The 14,757-nt window shown below is 71.6% G+C and carries 16 protein-coding genes; 10 read left to right on the top strand and 6 right to left on the bottom strand.

Translation table 11 applies throughout. The annotated features are described in order from the left end of the window. Positions 1–4: 4 nt before the first annotated feature. Together BJ965_RS39845 and BJ965_RS04835 are read right to left on the bottom strand one after the other, a co-directional pair. Positions 5–136, bottom strand: a complete 132-nt coding sequence (locus tag BJ965_RS39845) for an LPFR motif small protein (protein ID WP_252100478.1) — start codon at positions 134–136, stop codon at positions 5–7. Positions 137–203: 67 nt separating this feature from the next. Then, entirely contained in the window at positions 204–1,079 is an 876-nt protein-coding gene (locus BJ965_RS04835; protein ID WP_184907515.1) for an SCO6745 family protein, read from the bottom strand. A gap of 114 nt (positions 1,080–1,193) precedes the next feature. Between BJ965_RS04835 and BJ965_RS04830 the strand changes: the two genes are divergently transcribed. Together BJ965_RS04830 and BJ965_RS04825 are read left to right on the top strand one after the other, a co-directional pair. Next, entirely contained in the window at positions 1,194–2,153 is a 960-nt protein-coding gene (locus BJ965_RS04830; protein ID WP_184907514.1) for a GlxA family transcriptional regulator, read from the top strand. A gap of 32 nt (positions 2,154–2,185) precedes the next feature. Further along, the gene (locus BJ965_RS04825; RefSeq protein ID WP_184907513.1) at positions 2,186–2,821 is read left to right on the top strand and encodes a DJ-1/PfpI family protein; all 636 of its coding nucleotides are present in this window, start codon (positions 2,186–2,188) and stop codon (positions 2,819–2,821) included. On the opposite strand, the gene BJ965_RS04820 is transcribed toward BJ965_RS04825, so the two are convergent. Beyond that, complete coding sequence (locus BJ965_RS04820; RefSeq protein WP_184907512.1) at positions 2,808–3,563, bottom strand: enoyl-CoA hydratase/isomerase family protein; 756 nt, start codon at positions 3,561–3,563, stop codon at positions 2,808–2,810. The genes BJ965_RS04825 and BJ965_RS04820 overlap by 14 nt on opposite strands. 219 nt (positions 3,564–3,782) lie before the next feature. Here BJ965_RS04820 and BJ965_RS04815 point away from each other — a divergent pair, with 219 nt between their 5' ends. Continuing rightward, on the top strand, positions 3,783–4,289 hold the full coding sequence (locus tag BJ965_RS04815) for an ATP-binding protein (RefSeq protein WP_184916776.1): 507 nt from the start codon (positions 3,783–3,785) through the stop codon (positions 4,287–4,289). 24 nt (positions 4,290–4,313) lie between these two features. Here BJ965_RS04815 and idi read toward each other — a convergent pair whose 3' ends face one another. From idi to galE, 3 genes are all read right to left on the bottom strand, one after another. Beyond that, on the bottom strand, positions 4,314–4,907 hold the full coding sequence (gene idi / locus BJ965_RS04810) for an isopentenyl-diphosphate Delta-isomerase (protein WP_142157065.1): 594 nt from the start codon (positions 4,905–4,907) through the stop codon (positions 4,314–4,316). A 292-nt stretch (positions 4,908–5,199) separates the two neighbouring features. Continuing rightward, entirely contained in the window at positions 5,200–6,135 is a 936-nt protein-coding gene (locus BJ965_RS04805) for a cation diffusion facilitator family transporter (RefSeq protein ID WP_184907511.1), read from the bottom strand. A 129-nt stretch (positions 6,136–6,264) separates the two neighbouring features. After that, positions 6,265–7,254 carry a UDP-glucose 4-epimerase GalE gene (gene galE / locus BJ965_RS04800; protein WP_184907510.1) on the bottom strand — a complete coding sequence of 330 codons (990 nt, stop codon included), beginning with the start codon at positions 7,252–7,254 and terminating at the stop codon, positions 6,265–6,267. Between the two features lie 279 nt (positions 7,255–7,533). Here galE and BJ965_RS04795 point away from each other — a divergent pair, with 279 nt between their 5' ends. The 7 genes from BJ965_RS04795 (at position 7,534) to BJ965_RS04765 (ending at position 14,589) form a co-directional block, all read left to right on the top strand. Further along, on the top strand, positions 7,534–9,348 hold the full coding sequence (locus BJ965_RS04795; RefSeq protein WP_184907509.1) for a DUF5941 domain-containing protein: 1,815 nt from the start codon (positions 7,534–7,536) through the stop codon (positions 9,346–9,348). Further along, a complete protein-coding gene (locus BJ965_RS04790) occupies positions 9,345–10,097 on the top strand; it encodes a phosphocholine cytidylyltransferase family protein (protein ID WP_184907508.1) in 753 nt (250 codons plus the stop codon). The genes BJ965_RS04795 and BJ965_RS04790 overlap by 4 nt, the downstream gene beginning before the upstream one ends. After that, positions 10,085–11,146 carry an iron-containing alcohol dehydrogenase family protein gene (locus tag BJ965_RS04785; RefSeq protein WP_184907507.1) on the top strand — a complete coding sequence of 354 codons (1,062 nt, stop codon included), beginning with the start codon at positions 10,085–10,087 and terminating at the stop codon, positions 11,144–11,146. The genes BJ965_RS04790 and BJ965_RS04785 overlap by 13 nt, the downstream gene beginning before the upstream one ends. Continuing rightward, positions 11,124–11,903 (top strand): CDP-alcohol phosphatidyltransferase family protein, encoded by a 780-nt coding sequence (locus BJ965_RS04780; protein WP_078885076.1) that lies wholly within the window; start codon positions 11,124–11,126, stop codon positions 11,901–11,903. The genes BJ965_RS04785 and BJ965_RS04780 overlap by 23 nt, the downstream gene beginning before the upstream one ends. Before the next feature lie 5 nt (positions 11,904–11,908). Further along, on the top strand, positions 11,909–12,781 hold the full coding sequence (locus tag BJ965_RS04775; protein ID WP_184916773.1) for a glycosyltransferase family 2 protein: 873 nt from the start codon (positions 11,909–11,911) through the stop codon (positions 12,779–12,781). Between the two features lie 106 nt (positions 12,782–12,887). Beyond that, a complete protein-coding gene (locus BJ965_RS04770; RefSeq protein ID WP_184907506.1) occupies positions 12,888–13,817 on the top strand; it encodes an ABC transporter permease in 930 nt (309 codons plus the stop codon). After that, positions 13,810–14,589, top strand: coding sequence for an ABC transporter ATP-binding protein (locus BJ965_RS04765; protein ID WP_097222056.1), 780 nt, complete (start codon positions 13,810–13,812; stop codon positions 14,587–14,589). The genes BJ965_RS04770 and BJ965_RS04765 overlap by 8 nt, the downstream gene beginning before the upstream one ends. Positions 14,590–14,757: the final 168 nt, after the last annotated feature.

The following is a 14,757-nucleotide window of genomic DNA, read 5'->3' as shown; positions in this document are numbered from 1 at the left end:
CGGATCAGGCCCTGCGGCTGCGGGTGGAGGACGAGGCCCCGCCGAACAGCCGGGCCAGGGCCCGGAAGGGCAGTGTGACGACGGTGGCGATGGCGCCGCCGATCTGGCGCAGCACATCTGCGATAGCACGGAACACGAAATTCCCCTTTCTCCACTCCCGGCCGCGACGGCCGGTGGAGAGCGGGTACCTCACCCACGCGTCACTATGCGTCACCCTTGCCGATCAGATCCGCCGGGAACGCCCCGGCCGCGAGCGCGGCGTGCGCGAACGCCCCGCCCAGCTCGGTCAGCCGGGCCACGCCCTCGGCGCCCAGGTGCTCGTACGGGGCACGGTCCAGGCGGTCCGTCTCGTCCTCGATATCCCGGCGCAGGGCGACGCCCCGTTCGGTGAGGTCGCCGGACGCGTCCAGCAGCCCGCGCTCCCGCAGCCGCTCCGTCGCCGCGTCCCAGTCCTCCCGGCTCCAGCCGCGGGTGGCGCACACCCACCTCGGGTTCATGCCCTTGCCCGTCGCCGTGTGGGTGACCATCGCCTCCAGACCGTCGAGACCCGCGGACATCAGGGCGGCCAGGTGCCCGTCACCCCGGTGCTCGCGCAGCAGGGTCGCCGCGTGCCAGTAGGCGAGGTGCGGATTCTCGGGGACGGGCAGGTCGGCGTGGGCGGCGTACAGCGGACGCGCCGAGCGTGAGCAGGCCTCGGCGGCGCGCAGTGCGAGCCGCGCGGCCTCGGCCATCTCGGCCGAGGCCAGGGTCTCCTCGCCGAGCAGGCGGCGCAGGGTCGCGTCGACCGCACGCGCGCGTGCCGCGAGGACCTGTTCGGGCGCCGCGGTCTCCCACACCGCCGGCACGTGCCGGGCCACGAGCTCGTACGTGTAGTGGTAGAAGGCCGCGGCCACCGGGCCTGCGCCGACCGGACCGAAGGCGGCGGCCCGCACGGCGAAGTTCACGGCGCGCGGGTCGGTGACCCCGAGGGCGCCCAGCTCCCGCCCGAGGTCGGGGGAGAAGTAGTGCGTCGAGTGCAGGGAGTTGAGCATGTTGTGGCAGCGTCGGCCGGCGCGCGGCTCCAGGGCGGCAGTCGTCATGCCCGGCAGGTTACCAACCGCTTGGTATGCCCTCCACGGTCGCGTACCGCATGGCAGGAAAGGCGGGATACCCGTCCTTGCGGCCATGCCCGGGACCCACGAAGAATCGACGGTATGGCCCCACGCACGGTTCTCGCCGTCCTCTTCGACGGCCTGCAGAGTCTCGACGTCTCCGGCCCCCTGGAGGTCTTCGCGGGCGCGGACCTGCTCTCCCCGGGCGCGTACCGGATCCGCACCGCCTCCCTGGACGGCGCGCCCGTGCGGACCACCAGTGGTCTGACCCTCGTCCCCGACGAGTCCCTGACCGGCGCGAAAGACCCGGACATCCTCCTCGTCCCCGGCGGACCGGGCAGCCTGCGGCCCGACCCGCGCCTGGTGGACTGGGTGCGCGAACGCGGGCCGCGCGCCGCCCGTCTGGTCTCCGTGTGCACCGGCGCGGCCGTGCTCGCCGGGGCGGGCCTTCTGGACGGCCGCCGCGCGACCACCCACTGGGCGTACTGCGACCGGCTCGCCCGCGAGTACCCGGCCGTCGAGATCGACCCCGACCCCGTCTACGTACGCGACGGGCACATCTCCACCTCGGCCGGTGTCACCGCCGGCATCGACCTGGCCCTCGCCCTGGTCGAGGACGACCTGGGCCGGGACGCCGCCCTGACGATCGCCCGTCACCTGGTGGTGTTCCTGCGCCGCCCGGGCAACCAGGCCCAGTTCAGCGCCCAGCTCGCGGCCCAGACCGCGCAACGAGAGCCCCTGCGGGACGTCCAGCGGTGGATCACCGACCACCCCGACGCGGACCTCAGCGTCGACACCCTCGCCGACCGCGCCCGTCTCTCGCCCCGCCACTTCGCCCGCGCCTTCCGCGCCGAGACCGGCATGACACCGGGCCGCTACGTGGACCGCGTCCGCCTCGAACACGCCCGGCGCCTCCTGGAGGACACCACCGGCGGGGTCGAGGAGATCGCCCGCACCAGCGGCTACGGCACGCCCGAGGCCATGCGCCGGGCCTTCGTCCGGACCCTCGGAACGCCCCCGGCCGAGTACCGCCGCCGCTTCCGCCCCGCGACCACGCCCTGAACCCCATCGACACCAGCCGACGGAAGGACACCATGCAGATCGCCATCGCCCTCTACGACCGCTTCACCGCCCTCGACGCCATCGGCCCCTACGAAACGCTCGGCCGGCTCCCGGACGCCGAGACCGTCTTCGTCGCCGAGGAGGCCGGCCCCGTACGGAACGACTCCGGGAACCTCGCGCTCATCGCCGACCGGACCCTGGCCGACGTACCGCACCCCGACATCATCGTGGTGCCCGGCGGCCCCGGCCCGCTCCCGCTGGCGCCGGACGGGCCCCTGCTCACCTGGCTGCGCAGCGCCGACGCCACCAGCACGTGGACGACGTCCGTGTGCACCGGCTCCCTGCTGCTCGCCGCCGCCGGACTCCTGCGAGGCCGCCGCGCGACCTCCCACTGGCTGGCCCTGGAGGAGCTGAAGCGCCACGGCGCCGAACCGACGGGGGAGCGGGTCGTCACCGACGGCAAGTACGTCACCGCGGCCGGCGTCTCCTCCGGCATCGACATGGGACTCACCCTGCTCGGCCGGATCGCGGGCGACGACCACGCGCAGATCGTCCAGCTCGCCACCGAGTACGACCCGCAGCCGCCCTACGACGCCGGATCGCCCGAGAAGGCCCCCGCCCACCTCGTCGAACTCGTCCGCACCCACTCCGGCGTCATCCTGACGTAGGCACGCTCCAGCCGAAGCGCGGCTGCCGGCGCTCCAGGAACGCGGCGACACCCTCCGCGGTGTCGCCGCTCGCGCGTGCCTGCCCGGCCCAGTGCGCGTCCCGGTCTGTACGACCGTCCGCGAACTCCTTGGCCGCCGCCTGGGTCAGCTGCGAACGCGACACCAGCACCCGGGTGAACTCTGCGACCCGCTTGCCGAGTTCGCCCTCGGGCAGCACCTCGTCCACCAGCCCGGCGCGCAGTGCCCGCTGGGCGTCGATCAACTCTGCCGAGAACAACAGGTACTTGGCGGTGGCCGGTCCCACCAGGGACACCAGCCGCCGGGTCGAGGACGCCGGGTACACGATGCCGAGCTTCGCGGGCGTCACACCGAACAACGCCCCCTCCTCGGCGAACCGCAGATCACAGGCCGCCGCCAGTTGCGCCCCGCCGCCCACGCAGTGACCCCGGATCGCCGCCAGTGTCGGCTTCGGGAACGCCGCCAGCGCCTCCTCGGCCCGCACGGCCAGGCCCTGCGCCTCCTCCGGAGAGCCCCGCAGCGTCGAGATGTCGGCTCCGGCGCAGAACGTCCGGCCCTCGCCGGTCAGCACCAGCGCCCGTACCGCCGGATCCCCCGCGAACTCCTCCAGCAGGGTGGGCACGGAGCGCCACATCGCGGCCGTCATGGCGTTGCGCTTCTCGGGATGACGTATGACGACCGTCGCGACCGAGTCGGTCACGCGGTGCTCCAGCTGCGGCTCCATGTGCCGGATGCTATCCGCATGCCAAACCCGTACAACCCGAATAGTTCGCCGAGACGGCACAACAGGGACAGGACCAGTCCCACAACTGACCGTGTCATACGCCAACGGTCAGAAGTGCTCGATACTTGCTGACTTCTGTTCAGTCCCGGGGTGCGAGGCGCATCGTTACCAACACTCAGAGGTGTGGCGACAATCGAGCGCGAGGGTGGCGACCGGACGATGGACGACGACGGGCGTGGGTTCGGTGCGCGCCCAGAGGGCGGCGCGGCGCCCCTCGGACCCGGGCCCGCGGATCCGCTGCCGTACGAAGGGGTCTGGCGGTTCACCGCACCGGCGGTCGAGTCCTCGGTCCCCCAGGCGCGGCACGCCGTACGGGACCTGCTGCTGCGTCAGGGAGTGCCGGTCTCGGACGACCTGGCCCAGGGACTGCTGCTGATCGTCTCGGAGCTGGTGACGAACGCCGTGAAGCACGCGGCGGTGCTGTCGCCGACGATCGCCGTCGAGCTGGCCGTCGGCGCCGAGTGGCTCCGGGTGTCCGTGGAGGACAACCATCCGTACCGGCCCACCGCCCTGGAGACCGACCACGGCCGGACCGGCGGGCGCGGACTGCTCCTGGTGCGCGAGATCACCCGGGAGGCGGGCGGCCTCTGCGAGGTCGAGTACACCGCGAGCGGCGGCAAGGTGATCTGGGCCGCCCTGCCGCTCAAACCCGCGCGCTTCGCCTGAGCCCCCGCCGCGCCGGGGCCGGGATCACCAGCCGGCGGACGGGCCCGTCAGCTCCCGGATCGCCGGCCGGGCCGCGTCCAGGACGGTCATGAACCAGGCCGAGAAGGTGTCCTTGGCGTGCCGCTCCGCCAGCTCCGGCGGGGTCACGAACACCGTCGACGCCACCTCCTCCGGGTCCGGCCGCACCACGGCCTGCACCATGCCGACGAAGAGGTGGTTGTACTCCTGCTCCACCAGACCGGACTCCGGGTCCGGGTGGTTGTAGCGGACCGTGCCCGCCTCGGCCAGCAGGGACGGGGAGGCGCCGAGTTCCTCGAACGTGCGCCGTGCCGCCGCCGCGAAGGGCGCCTCGCCGGGGTAGGGGTGGCCGCAGCAGGTGTTGGACCACACACCGGGGGAGTGGTACTTGCCCAGCGCGCGCTGCTGGAGCAGCAGCCGGCCGTATTCGTCGAAGAGGAACACGGAGAACGCGCGGTGCAGCTGTCCGGGCGGCTGGTGGGCGGCGAGCTTCTCCGCGGTGCCGATCGTCACGCCGTCCTCGTCGACCAGTTCCAGCAAAATCGCGTCTGCGGTGCCGTTCGACGGGTTGTGCGTCGCGGTGGCAGGTGTGATCGGCATACCCATCCTTCACATCGGTCTTCGCGCCCCAAGTCTGCCGTACGAATCCGGCACTCCCGGCACTTCGCGGCACGCCCGCATGTCCCGCGCGGTGACGCGGACCGCGGTCGGCACCGGTCCGACGCCGGGAAAGGGACCCGGTAGCTGATCGTGCCCGGCCAGGCAGGCGGAAAATCGTCCCCACCGGAGCTGTGGGGCTCAGGACGCGGGCGTACGGCGGAGGGTTGCGTTCCCCGGCGCACTCTCAGAGGTGTGCGCCCCGCCTGCCCCGCACCTCCCGGAAGCCGCCGTGTCAGTGACAGAGCCGCGCCTCGTGCTGCGCGTGCCCGACCGGTTCCAGCTGGAAAGTGCAGTGCTCCACGTCGAAGTGGTCGCCGAGGCAGCCCTGGAGCTCGTGGAGCATCTTCTCGTGGCCTATCGCGTTCAGGGCCTCCGAGCTGACGACCACGTGCGCCGACAGCACCGGCATGCCGGAAGTGATCGTCCAGGCGTGCAGGTCGTGGACGTCCTCCACGCCGTCCGTCGCCAGGATGTGCGAGCGCACCTCCGCCATGTCGACGCCCTGGGGAGCGGCCTCCAGCAGCACCGACAGCGTCTCGCGCAGCAGCTTCCACGTGCGGGGCGCGATCATCAGTGCGATCACGAGCGAGGCGATCGGGTCGGCGGGCTGCCAGCCCGTGAGCATGATCACCACGGACGAGACGATCACCGTGACCGAACCGAGGGCGTCCGCCGCGACCTCCAGGAACGCGCCGCGCACGTTCAGGCTCTCCTTCTGCCCGCGCATCAGCAGCGACAGCGACACCAGATTCGCGACCAGGCCGATCACACCGAACAGCAGAGCCAGCCGGCCCTCGGTCTCCGCGGGCGTGATGAAGCGCTGGACCGACTCGTACACGACGTACCCGCCGGCCCCGAGCAGCAGCAGACAGTTGGCCAGGGCGGCGAGGATCTCCGCCCGGGCGTAACCGAAGGTGGCCCGCTCGCTGGGCGGACGGTTCGCGAAGTGGATCGCGAGCAGCGCCATGCCCAGTCCCAGGGCGTCCGTCGCCATGTGGGCCGAGTCCGCGACGAGCGCGAGCGAGTCGGCCAGGGCGCCACCGACGATCTGCACGACCACGATGCCGAGCGTGATCGCCAGCGCGGCCCGCAGCCTGCCGCGGTACGCCGAGGTCGCCGTACCGCCGGCCGCGCCGTGCGCGTGCCCGTGATCGTGCCCAGCCCCCATGAGAAGTCAGCCTCCCTGTGTTCGCCCGATCGTGCTCGGGCACCCCAGTGAACTACGGGGAGGGGGTATGTGCAACGCGGCACTGAACACCGTTGTCATGTGCCCTGACCTGCGGAAACGATATGCAGGTCAGGGCGCTTCCAGGGGTCGGGAGCCGTGGTGCAGCAGCCAGCCGCGCCAGGCCGACTCGGTCATCTCGCGCACCCCGCGCCGGGCGGTCCAGCCGAGCTCCCCGGCAGCCCGGGCGGCCGACGCGACCGCACGCGGGGCGTCTCCGGGACGGCGGTCCTCGACGAGCGGAGGGCGGCGGTCGCCCGTGACCTCGCCGACGACCGTGATGAGCTCGCGGACCGAGACGCCCTCGCCGCGGCCGATGTTGACCGTCAGGTCACCCGTGATGCCGCCGTCGGCCAGCCGCCGGGCCGCCGCCAGATGGGCCTCGGCCAGGTCGGCGACGTGAATGTAGTCACGGATACAGGTGCCGTCCGGGGTCGGGTAGTCGTCGCCGAAGATCCGGGGCGCCTCGTCACGCGTCAGCCGGTCGAAGACCATCGGGACGATGTTGAAGACACCGGTGTCCGCGAGCTCCGGCGCGGCGGCGCCCGCCACGTTGAAATAGCGCAGACATACGGTGGAGATCCCGTGCGCCTTTCCCGCCGCCCGCACCAGCCACTCCCCGGCGAGCTTGGTCTCGCCATAGGGGTTCACCGGCGCGCAGGGCGTGTCCTCCGTGATGAGGTCCACACCCGGGTCGCCGTAGACGGCCGCCGACGAGGAGAACACGAAGCGCTCGATCCCGGCCCCGGCGACCGCGTCCAGCAGGGTCACCAGACCGCCGACGTTCTCCCGGTAGTAGCGCGTCGGCTGAGCGACGGACTCGGCGACCTGCTTGCGCGCCGCGAGGTGCACCACACCCGTCACGCCGTGCTCGGCGAAGATCCGCCCCAGCAGCTCCCCGTCCAGGGAGGAACCCCGCACGAGCGGGACCTCCGCCGGGAGCCGCGCGGGCACCCCGGCCGAGAGGTCGTCCAGGGCGAGGACGCGCTCCCCGGCCTCGGTCATGGCCCTGGCCACGTGTGCTCCGATATAGCCGGCACCGCCGGTGATCAGCCATGTCATGGTCGCCCACCCTATGCGGACGCGGTGGCCGCCTGCGCAATGTCCCCGTTGTCCGCATAGGAGGGGCACGGTTTGTGGGGCGGCCCCCGGATCCACGATGATGATCGCGGCAGGGGCTTGTGCGAACCACGTCGATCCAGCCGCCGAACGGGCGGTGAACGTGGCCCTCCCGGCATCCGATAGCCTCTGCCGACATGCCGCCCGGGAGCCACCGGAGAAGGCGCCCCCACCATGCACATCACCGGCGCGGACACGTCGGTACCCAGGGAGTGAATTCGGTTGTCGACCGCCATCCTCACCGGCCAGCCGGTCCCCGGATCGTCGATCGAGGCCGACCTGCGATCCCTCGGGTTCGACCTCCGGACCGCGGCCGACGCCGCCGAGGCAGAGACCCTCCTCGCCGAGGTGCCGGGCGACGAACGGGTCGCCCTGGTCGACGCCCGCTTCGTGGGGCACGTGCACGCGCTGCGCCTCGGCCTCACCGACCCCCGCTTCCCGCTCGCCGGGATCCCCGGGGCCGTCACGGCCCAGCCCGCCGGGCGCCAGGCCCTGACCCGGGCGATGGCCCGCGAGAACTCCGCCGGCGGCGGCACCACCCTGGTCGACAGCCTCGCCGACCGCATCCTCACCGCCCTCGACGCCGACGGCACCGGCGTGCACCACCCCGAGCTGGGCAGCCTCGTCGCCGCCGTCCCCGCCGACCCGCAGGCCCGCAACGAGGCACGCCAGGCGGTGGCGGACGTCGACGACGAGGCCGTACGCCTGAAGTCGGCGGTGAAGGCCCGCGACGGGTTCTTCACCACCTACTGCATCAGCCCTTACTCCCGCTACATCGCCCGCTGGTGCGCCCGCCGCGGCCTGACCCCCAACCAGGTCACCACCGCCTCGCTGATCACCGCCCTCATAGCGGCGGCCTGCGCGGCCACCGGAACCCGCGGCGGTTTCGTCGCGGCCGGCGTCCTGCTGATCGCGTCCTTCGTGCTGGACTGCACCGACGGCCAGCTCGCCCGCTACTCCCTGCAGTACTCCACGCTCGGTGCCTGGCTGGACGCCACCTTCGACCGGGCCAAGGAGTACGCCTACTACGCGGGCCTCGCGCTCGGAGCCGCGCGGGGCGGCGACGACGTATGGGCCCTGGCGCTCGGCGCCATGGTCCTGCAGACCAGCCGGCACGTCGTGGACTTCTCCTTCAACGAGGCCAACCACGACGCCACCGCCAACACCAGCCCCACCGCCGCCCTCTCCGACAAGCTCGACAGCGTCGGCTGGACGGTCTGGGTGCGGCGGATGATCGTCCTGCCCATCGGCGAGCGCTGGGCGATGATCGCCGTGCTCACGGCGGTCACCACCCCCCGCATCACCTTCTACGCGCTGCTCATCGGCTGCGCCTTCGCCGCGACGTACACCACGGCCGGCCGGGTGCTGCGCTCCCTGACCCGCAAGGCCAGGCGGACCGACCGGGCGGCCGGCGCCCTGGCCGACCTCGCCGACAGCGGCCCGCTCGCGCAGGGCCTCGCGGGGGCGCTCAGGAAGCCCGCCCGCGGGCTGCCGGGCTTCACCGCCCCCGCCGTGGCCCTGCTCGGCGGTCTCGCCGTCGTCCTCACCGCGGCGCTGACGGACTTCGGGGGCCCCTGGCCGGTCGTCGCGGCCCTCGGCTACGCCCTGACCTCGGGCCTCGCCGTCGCCCGCCCGCTCAAGGGCGCCCTCGACTGGCTGGTCCCCCCGTTCCTGCGCGCCGCAGAGTACGGCACCGTCCTGGTCCTGGCGGCCGAGGCGGACGTGAACGGGGCCCTTCCCGCCGCCTTCGGGCTGGTGGCCGCGGTCGCCTACCATCACTACGACACCGTCTACCGCATCCGCGGCGACGCCGGAGCGCCCCCGGCCTGGCTGGTGCGCTCCATCGGAGGGCACGAAGGACGGACGCTGCTCGTCACCGTCCTCGCCGCGCTGCTCACCGCCTCGCAGTTCAAGGTCGCGCTCACGGCACTGGCCGTGGCCGTGGCTCTCGTGGTGCTCGTCGAGAGCATCCGCTTCTGGGTCGGCGCCCACCAGGGCGGCGCACCCGCCGTACACGATGAAGGAGAAACCGCATGATCGGCCTCGTGCTTGCGGCCGGCGCCGGCCGGCGTCTGCGCCCCTACACCGACAGCCTCCCCAAGGCACTGGTGCCGGTGGGCCCCGCGGGCATAGAAGGCGAGCCCACGGTCCTCGACCTGACCCTCGGCAATTTCGCCGAGATCGGTCTCACCGAGGTCGCGATCATCGTCGGCTACCGCAAGGAGGCCGTGTACGCGCGCAAGGAGGCCCTGGAGCAGAAGTACGGCCTCAAGCTCACCCTCATCGACAACGACAAGGCCGAGGAGTGGAACAACGCCTACTCCCTGTGGTGCGGCCGTGACGCGCTCAAGGACGGCGTGATCCTCGCCAACGGCGACACCGTCCACCCGGTCTCCGTCGAGAAGACGCTGCTCGCCGCCCGCGGCGACGGCAAGAAGATCATCCTCGCCCTCGACACGGTCAAGCAGCTCGCCGACGAGGAGATGAAGGTCGTCGTCGACCCCGAGAAGGGCATGACGAAGATCACCAAGCTGATGGACCCCGCCGAGGCCACCGGCGAGTACATCGGCGTCACGCTGATCGAGGGCGACGCCGCCCCCGAGCTGGCCGACGCCCTCAAGGCCGTCTGGGAGACCGACCCGCAGCAGTTCTACGAGCACGGCTACCAGGAGCTGGTCAACCGCGGCTTCCGCATCGACGTGGCGCCGATCGGCGACGTCAAGTGGGTGGAGATCGACAACCACGACGATCTCGCCCGTGGACGGGAGATCGCGTGCCAGTACTGACCCGGCTCATCCCCTCGCCGCTCGTCGTCGACATCCGCCCGGGTGCCCTCGACGACCTCGCGTGCGTCCTCGCCGACGAGCGCATCTCGCACTCCGGCCGTCTCGCCGTCGCCGTCAGCGGCGGCTCGGGCGCCAGGCTGCGCGAGCGCATCTCGCCGAGCATGCCCGGCGCCACCTGGTACGAGGTCGGCGGCGGCACCCTCGACGACGCGGTCCGGCTGGCGGGCGACATAAAGGCCGGCCACTTCGACGCGGTCGTCGGCCTCGGCGGCGGCAAGATCATCGACTGCGCCAAGTTCGCCGCGGCACGGGTCGGCCTGCCCCTGGTCGCCGTGCCGACGAACCTCGCGCACGACGGTCTGTGCTCGCCGGTCGCCACCCTCGACAACGACGCGGGCCGCGGCTCCTACGGTGTGCCGAACCCGATCGCGGTCGTCATCGACCTGGACGTCATCCGTGAGGCCCCGGTGCGTTTCGTGCGCGCGGGCATCGGTGACGCGATCTCCAACATCAACGCGATCGCCGACTGGGAACTGGCCAACCGCGTCAAGGGCGAGAAGATCGACGGACTCGCCGCCGCCATGGCCCGCCAGGCGGGCGAGGCGGTGCTCCGGCACCCGGCCGGGGTCGGCGACAACGGCTTCCTCCAGGTGCTCGCCGAGGCGCTCGTCCTCACCGGCGTCGCCATGTCGATCTCGGGCGACTCGCGGCCGGCCTCCGGGTCGTGCCACGAGATCAACCACGCCTTCGACCTGCTCTTCCCCAAGCGCGCCGCCTCCCACGGCGAGCAGTGCGGTCTCGGCGCGGCCTTCGCGATGTGGCTGCGCGGTGCGCACGAGGAGTCCGCGTACATGGCCGAGGTGCTGCGCCGGCACGGCCTGCCCGTGCTGCCGGACGAGATCGGCTTCACGACGGACGAGTTCGTCAAGGCCGTCGAGTTCGCCCCGGAGACCCGCCCCGGCCGCTACACCATCCTCGAACACCTCGACCTGAACACCGAACAGATCAAGGACATCTACGCCGACTATGTCAAGGCCATCGGTAGCTGAACTCCGCCCCGTCGTTCACCCCCCGGGGGTGAAGGACCGGCGCAGCGGTGAGCACTGGATGGGACGCCTCTACATGCGTGAGGTGTCCCTGCGGGTCGACCGTTACCTGGTCAACACCAGGGTGACGCCCAACCAGCTCACCTACCTGATGACCGTCTTCGGTGTGCTCGCGGCCCCGGCACTGCTCGTGCCGGGGATCGCGGGCGCCGTCCTCGGCGTGGTGTGCGTCCAGATGTACCTGCTGCTGGACTGCGTCGACGGCGAGATCGCGCGCTGGAAGAAGCAGTACTCCCTCAACGGCGTCTACCTGGACCGGGTCGGCGCCTACCTCACCGACGCGGCGGTCCTCACCGGCTTCGGCCTGCGCGCCGCCGACGTGTGGGGCAGCGGGCGCATCGACTGGCTGTGGGCCTTCCTCGGCACCCTGGCCGCCCTCGGCGCCATCCTGATCAAGGCGGAGACCGACCTCGTCGGCGTCGCCCGGCACCAGGCCGGCAAGCCCCCGGTCAAGGAGGCCGCCGCCGAGATGCGCTCCTCCGGCATGGCGCTGGCCCGCAAGGCCGCCGCCGCCCTGAACTTCCACCGCCTCATCCTCGGCATCGAGGCGTCCCTGCTGATCCTCGCGCTGGCGATCGTCGACCAGGTCCGCGGCGACCTGTTCTTCTCCCGGCTCGGCGTCGCCGTGCTCGCCGGCATCGCGCTGGTGCAGACCCTGCTGCACCTCGTGTCCATCCTCGCCTCGAGCAGGCTGAAGTGAGCGGCATGAAGGTCGGCGCCGTCATCATCACCATGGGCAACCGGCCCGAGGAGCTGCGCGCCCTGCTCGACTCCGTCGCCAAGCAGGACGGCGACCGGGTCGAAGTGGTCGTCGTCGGCAACGGCTCGCCCGTCCCGGACGTCCCCGAGGGCGTCCGCACGATCGAGCTGCCCGAGAACCTCGGCATCCCGGGTGGCCGCAACGTCGGCATCGAGGCGTTCGGCCCCGCCGGCCGGGACGTCGACGTCCTGCTCTTCCTGGACGACGACGGACTGCTCGCGAGCCACGACACCGCCGAGCTGTGCCGCAAGGCGTTCGAGGCCGACCCGAAGCTCGGCATCGTGAGCTTTCGCATAGCCGACCCGGAGACCGGCGTCACCCAGCGCCGCCACGTCCCCCGGCTGCGCGCCGCCGACCCCATGCGCTCCTCGCGTGTGACCACCTTCCTCGGCGGCGCCAACGCCGTCCGCACCCGCGTCTTCGCCGACGTCGGCGGGCTCCCGGACGAGTTCTTCTACGCCCACGAGGAAACCGACCTGGCCTGGCGGGCCCTCGACGCGGGCTGGATGATCGACTACCGGTCCGACATGGTGCTCTACCACCCGACGACCGCGCCCTCACGGCACGCGGTCTACCACCGCATGGTCGCCCGCAACCGGGTCTGGCTGGCCCGCCGCAACCTCCCCGCCCCGCTCGTCCCCGTCTACCTCGGCGTGTGGCTGCTGCTCACTCTCCTGCGCCGTCCCTCCCGCAGTGCGCTGCGGGCCTGGTTCGGCGGATTCCGTGAGGGCTGGGCCACCTCGTGCGGCCCCCGCCGGCCCATGAAGTGGCGTACGGTGTGGCGGCTGACCCGGCTGGGCCGGCCCCCCGTCATCTGACAAGCTCGTATCCGGGAAAACCCGGGAGTCCCCGGGCCGTACCCTGGCCCCGGCTCATGCCGGACCCGGCACAGGCCGAGCATCTCGAAGACGAAAGTTTCCACTAGTGAGTGAGACAACGCACGACGCCACGGTCGCGGTGAGCGCGCCCGCGGCGCCCGACGAGGGCCTCACGGCGAGTGAACTCGCCGCCAAGCACGGGCTCACCGTGAGCGGCGCCCGGCCGACCCTCATCGAGTACGTCCGTCAGCTCTGGGACCGGCGGCATTTCATCCTCGCCTTCTCCCGGGCGAAGCTGACCGCCCAGTACAGCCAGGCCAAGCTCGGCCAGCTGTGGCAGGTGGCCACGCCGCTGCTCAACGCGGCCGTGTACTTCTTCATCTTCGGCCTGCTCCTGGAGGCGGACCGCGGCCTGCCCCGCGAGGTGTACATCCCGTTCCTGGTCACGGGCGTGTTCGTGTTCACCTTCACGCAGAGCTCGGTGATGGCGGGCGTGCGCGCGATCTCCGGCAACCTCGGCCTGGTCCGCGCCCTGCACTTCCCGCGTGCCTCGCTGCCGATCTCCTTCGCGCTGCAGCAGCTCCAGCAGCTGCTGTTCTCGATGATCGTGCTGTTCGCCGTCGCGGTCGGCTTCGGCCACTACCCGGATCTGTCCTGGCTGCTGATCGTGCCGGTGCTGGTCCTGCAGTTCTGCTTCAACACCGGCCTCGCGCTGATCATGGCCCGGGCGGGCGCCAAGACCCCCGACCTCGCCCAGCTGATGCCCTTCGTGATGCGGACGTGGATGTACGCGTCCGGGGTGATGTTCTCCATCCCGATCTTCCTGGAGGGCAAGCCCCAGTGGATCGCGAACGTCCTGCAGTGGAACCCCGCCGCGATCTACATGGACCTGATGCGCTTCGCGCTCATCGACGAGTACGACTCGACGTACATGCCCGACCACGTCTGGGCGGCCGCGGGCGGCTGGGCCGTGCTGTTCGCCGTGGGCGGCTTCGTGTACTTCTGGAAGGCGGAGGAGAGGTACGGCCGTGGCTGAGCAGCAGCAGGACGCACGCATCCCCACCGTCGTCGCGGACGACCTCCACATCGTCTACCGCGTCAACGGCGCCAAGACCGGCAAGGGCAGCGCAACCGCCGCCCTCAGCCGCATCATCAAGCGCGGTGAGGAGCGCGGCGTGCGCAAGGTGCACGCCGTGCGCGGCGTCTCCTTCGTGGCGTACCGCGGTGAGGCCATCGGCCTGATCGGCTCCAACGGCTCCGGCAAGTCGACCCTGCTGCGCGCCATCGCCGGCCTGTTGCCCGCCGAGCAGGGCAAGGTCTACACCGACGGCCAGCCGTCGCTGCTCGGTGTCAACGCGGCCCTGATGAACGATCTCACCGGCGAACGGAACGTCATATTGGGCGGGCTCGCCATGGGCATGTCCCGCGAGGAGATCAAGGAGCGCTACCAGGAGATCGTCGACTTCTCCGGCATCAACGAGAAGGGCGACTTCATCACCCTGCCCATGCGCACGTATTCCTCCGGCATGGCGGCCCGGCTCCGCTTCTCCATCGCCGCGGCCAAGGACCACGACGTCCTGATGATCGACGAGGCGCTGGCGACGGGCGACCGCAAGTTCCAGAAGCGCTCCGAGGACCGCATCCGGGAGCTGCGCAAGGAAGCCGGCACGGTGTTCCTGGTCAGCCACAACAACAAGTCCATCCGCGACACCTGCGACCGCGTCCTGTGGCTGGAGCGCGGCGAGCTGCGCATGGACGGCCCCACCGACGAGGTGCTCAAGGAGTACGAGAAGTTCACGGGCAAGTAGCCCGGATTCGGACAGGGCCCCGACGGAACTGTTCCGGCGGGGCCCGGCGTCTGCAAAGGAAACGTCAACTCCGGCCCATCTCGGGAATCTTGGGGCCAATCGGTGTGTTCTCGTGATGCGCGGGACACCCTGGCGAACCATGTCGCGTTGTACAACGTAAGCTGTACC

Origin of the sequence: Streptomyces luteogriseus (assembly GCF_014205055.1) — a bacterium.
GTDB classification, from domain to species: domain Bacteria; phylum Actinomycetota; class Actinomycetes; order Streptomycetales; family Streptomycetaceae; genus Streptomyces; species Streptomyces luteogriseus.
This window is presented reverse-complemented; position numbering and strand designations above follow the sequence as displayed.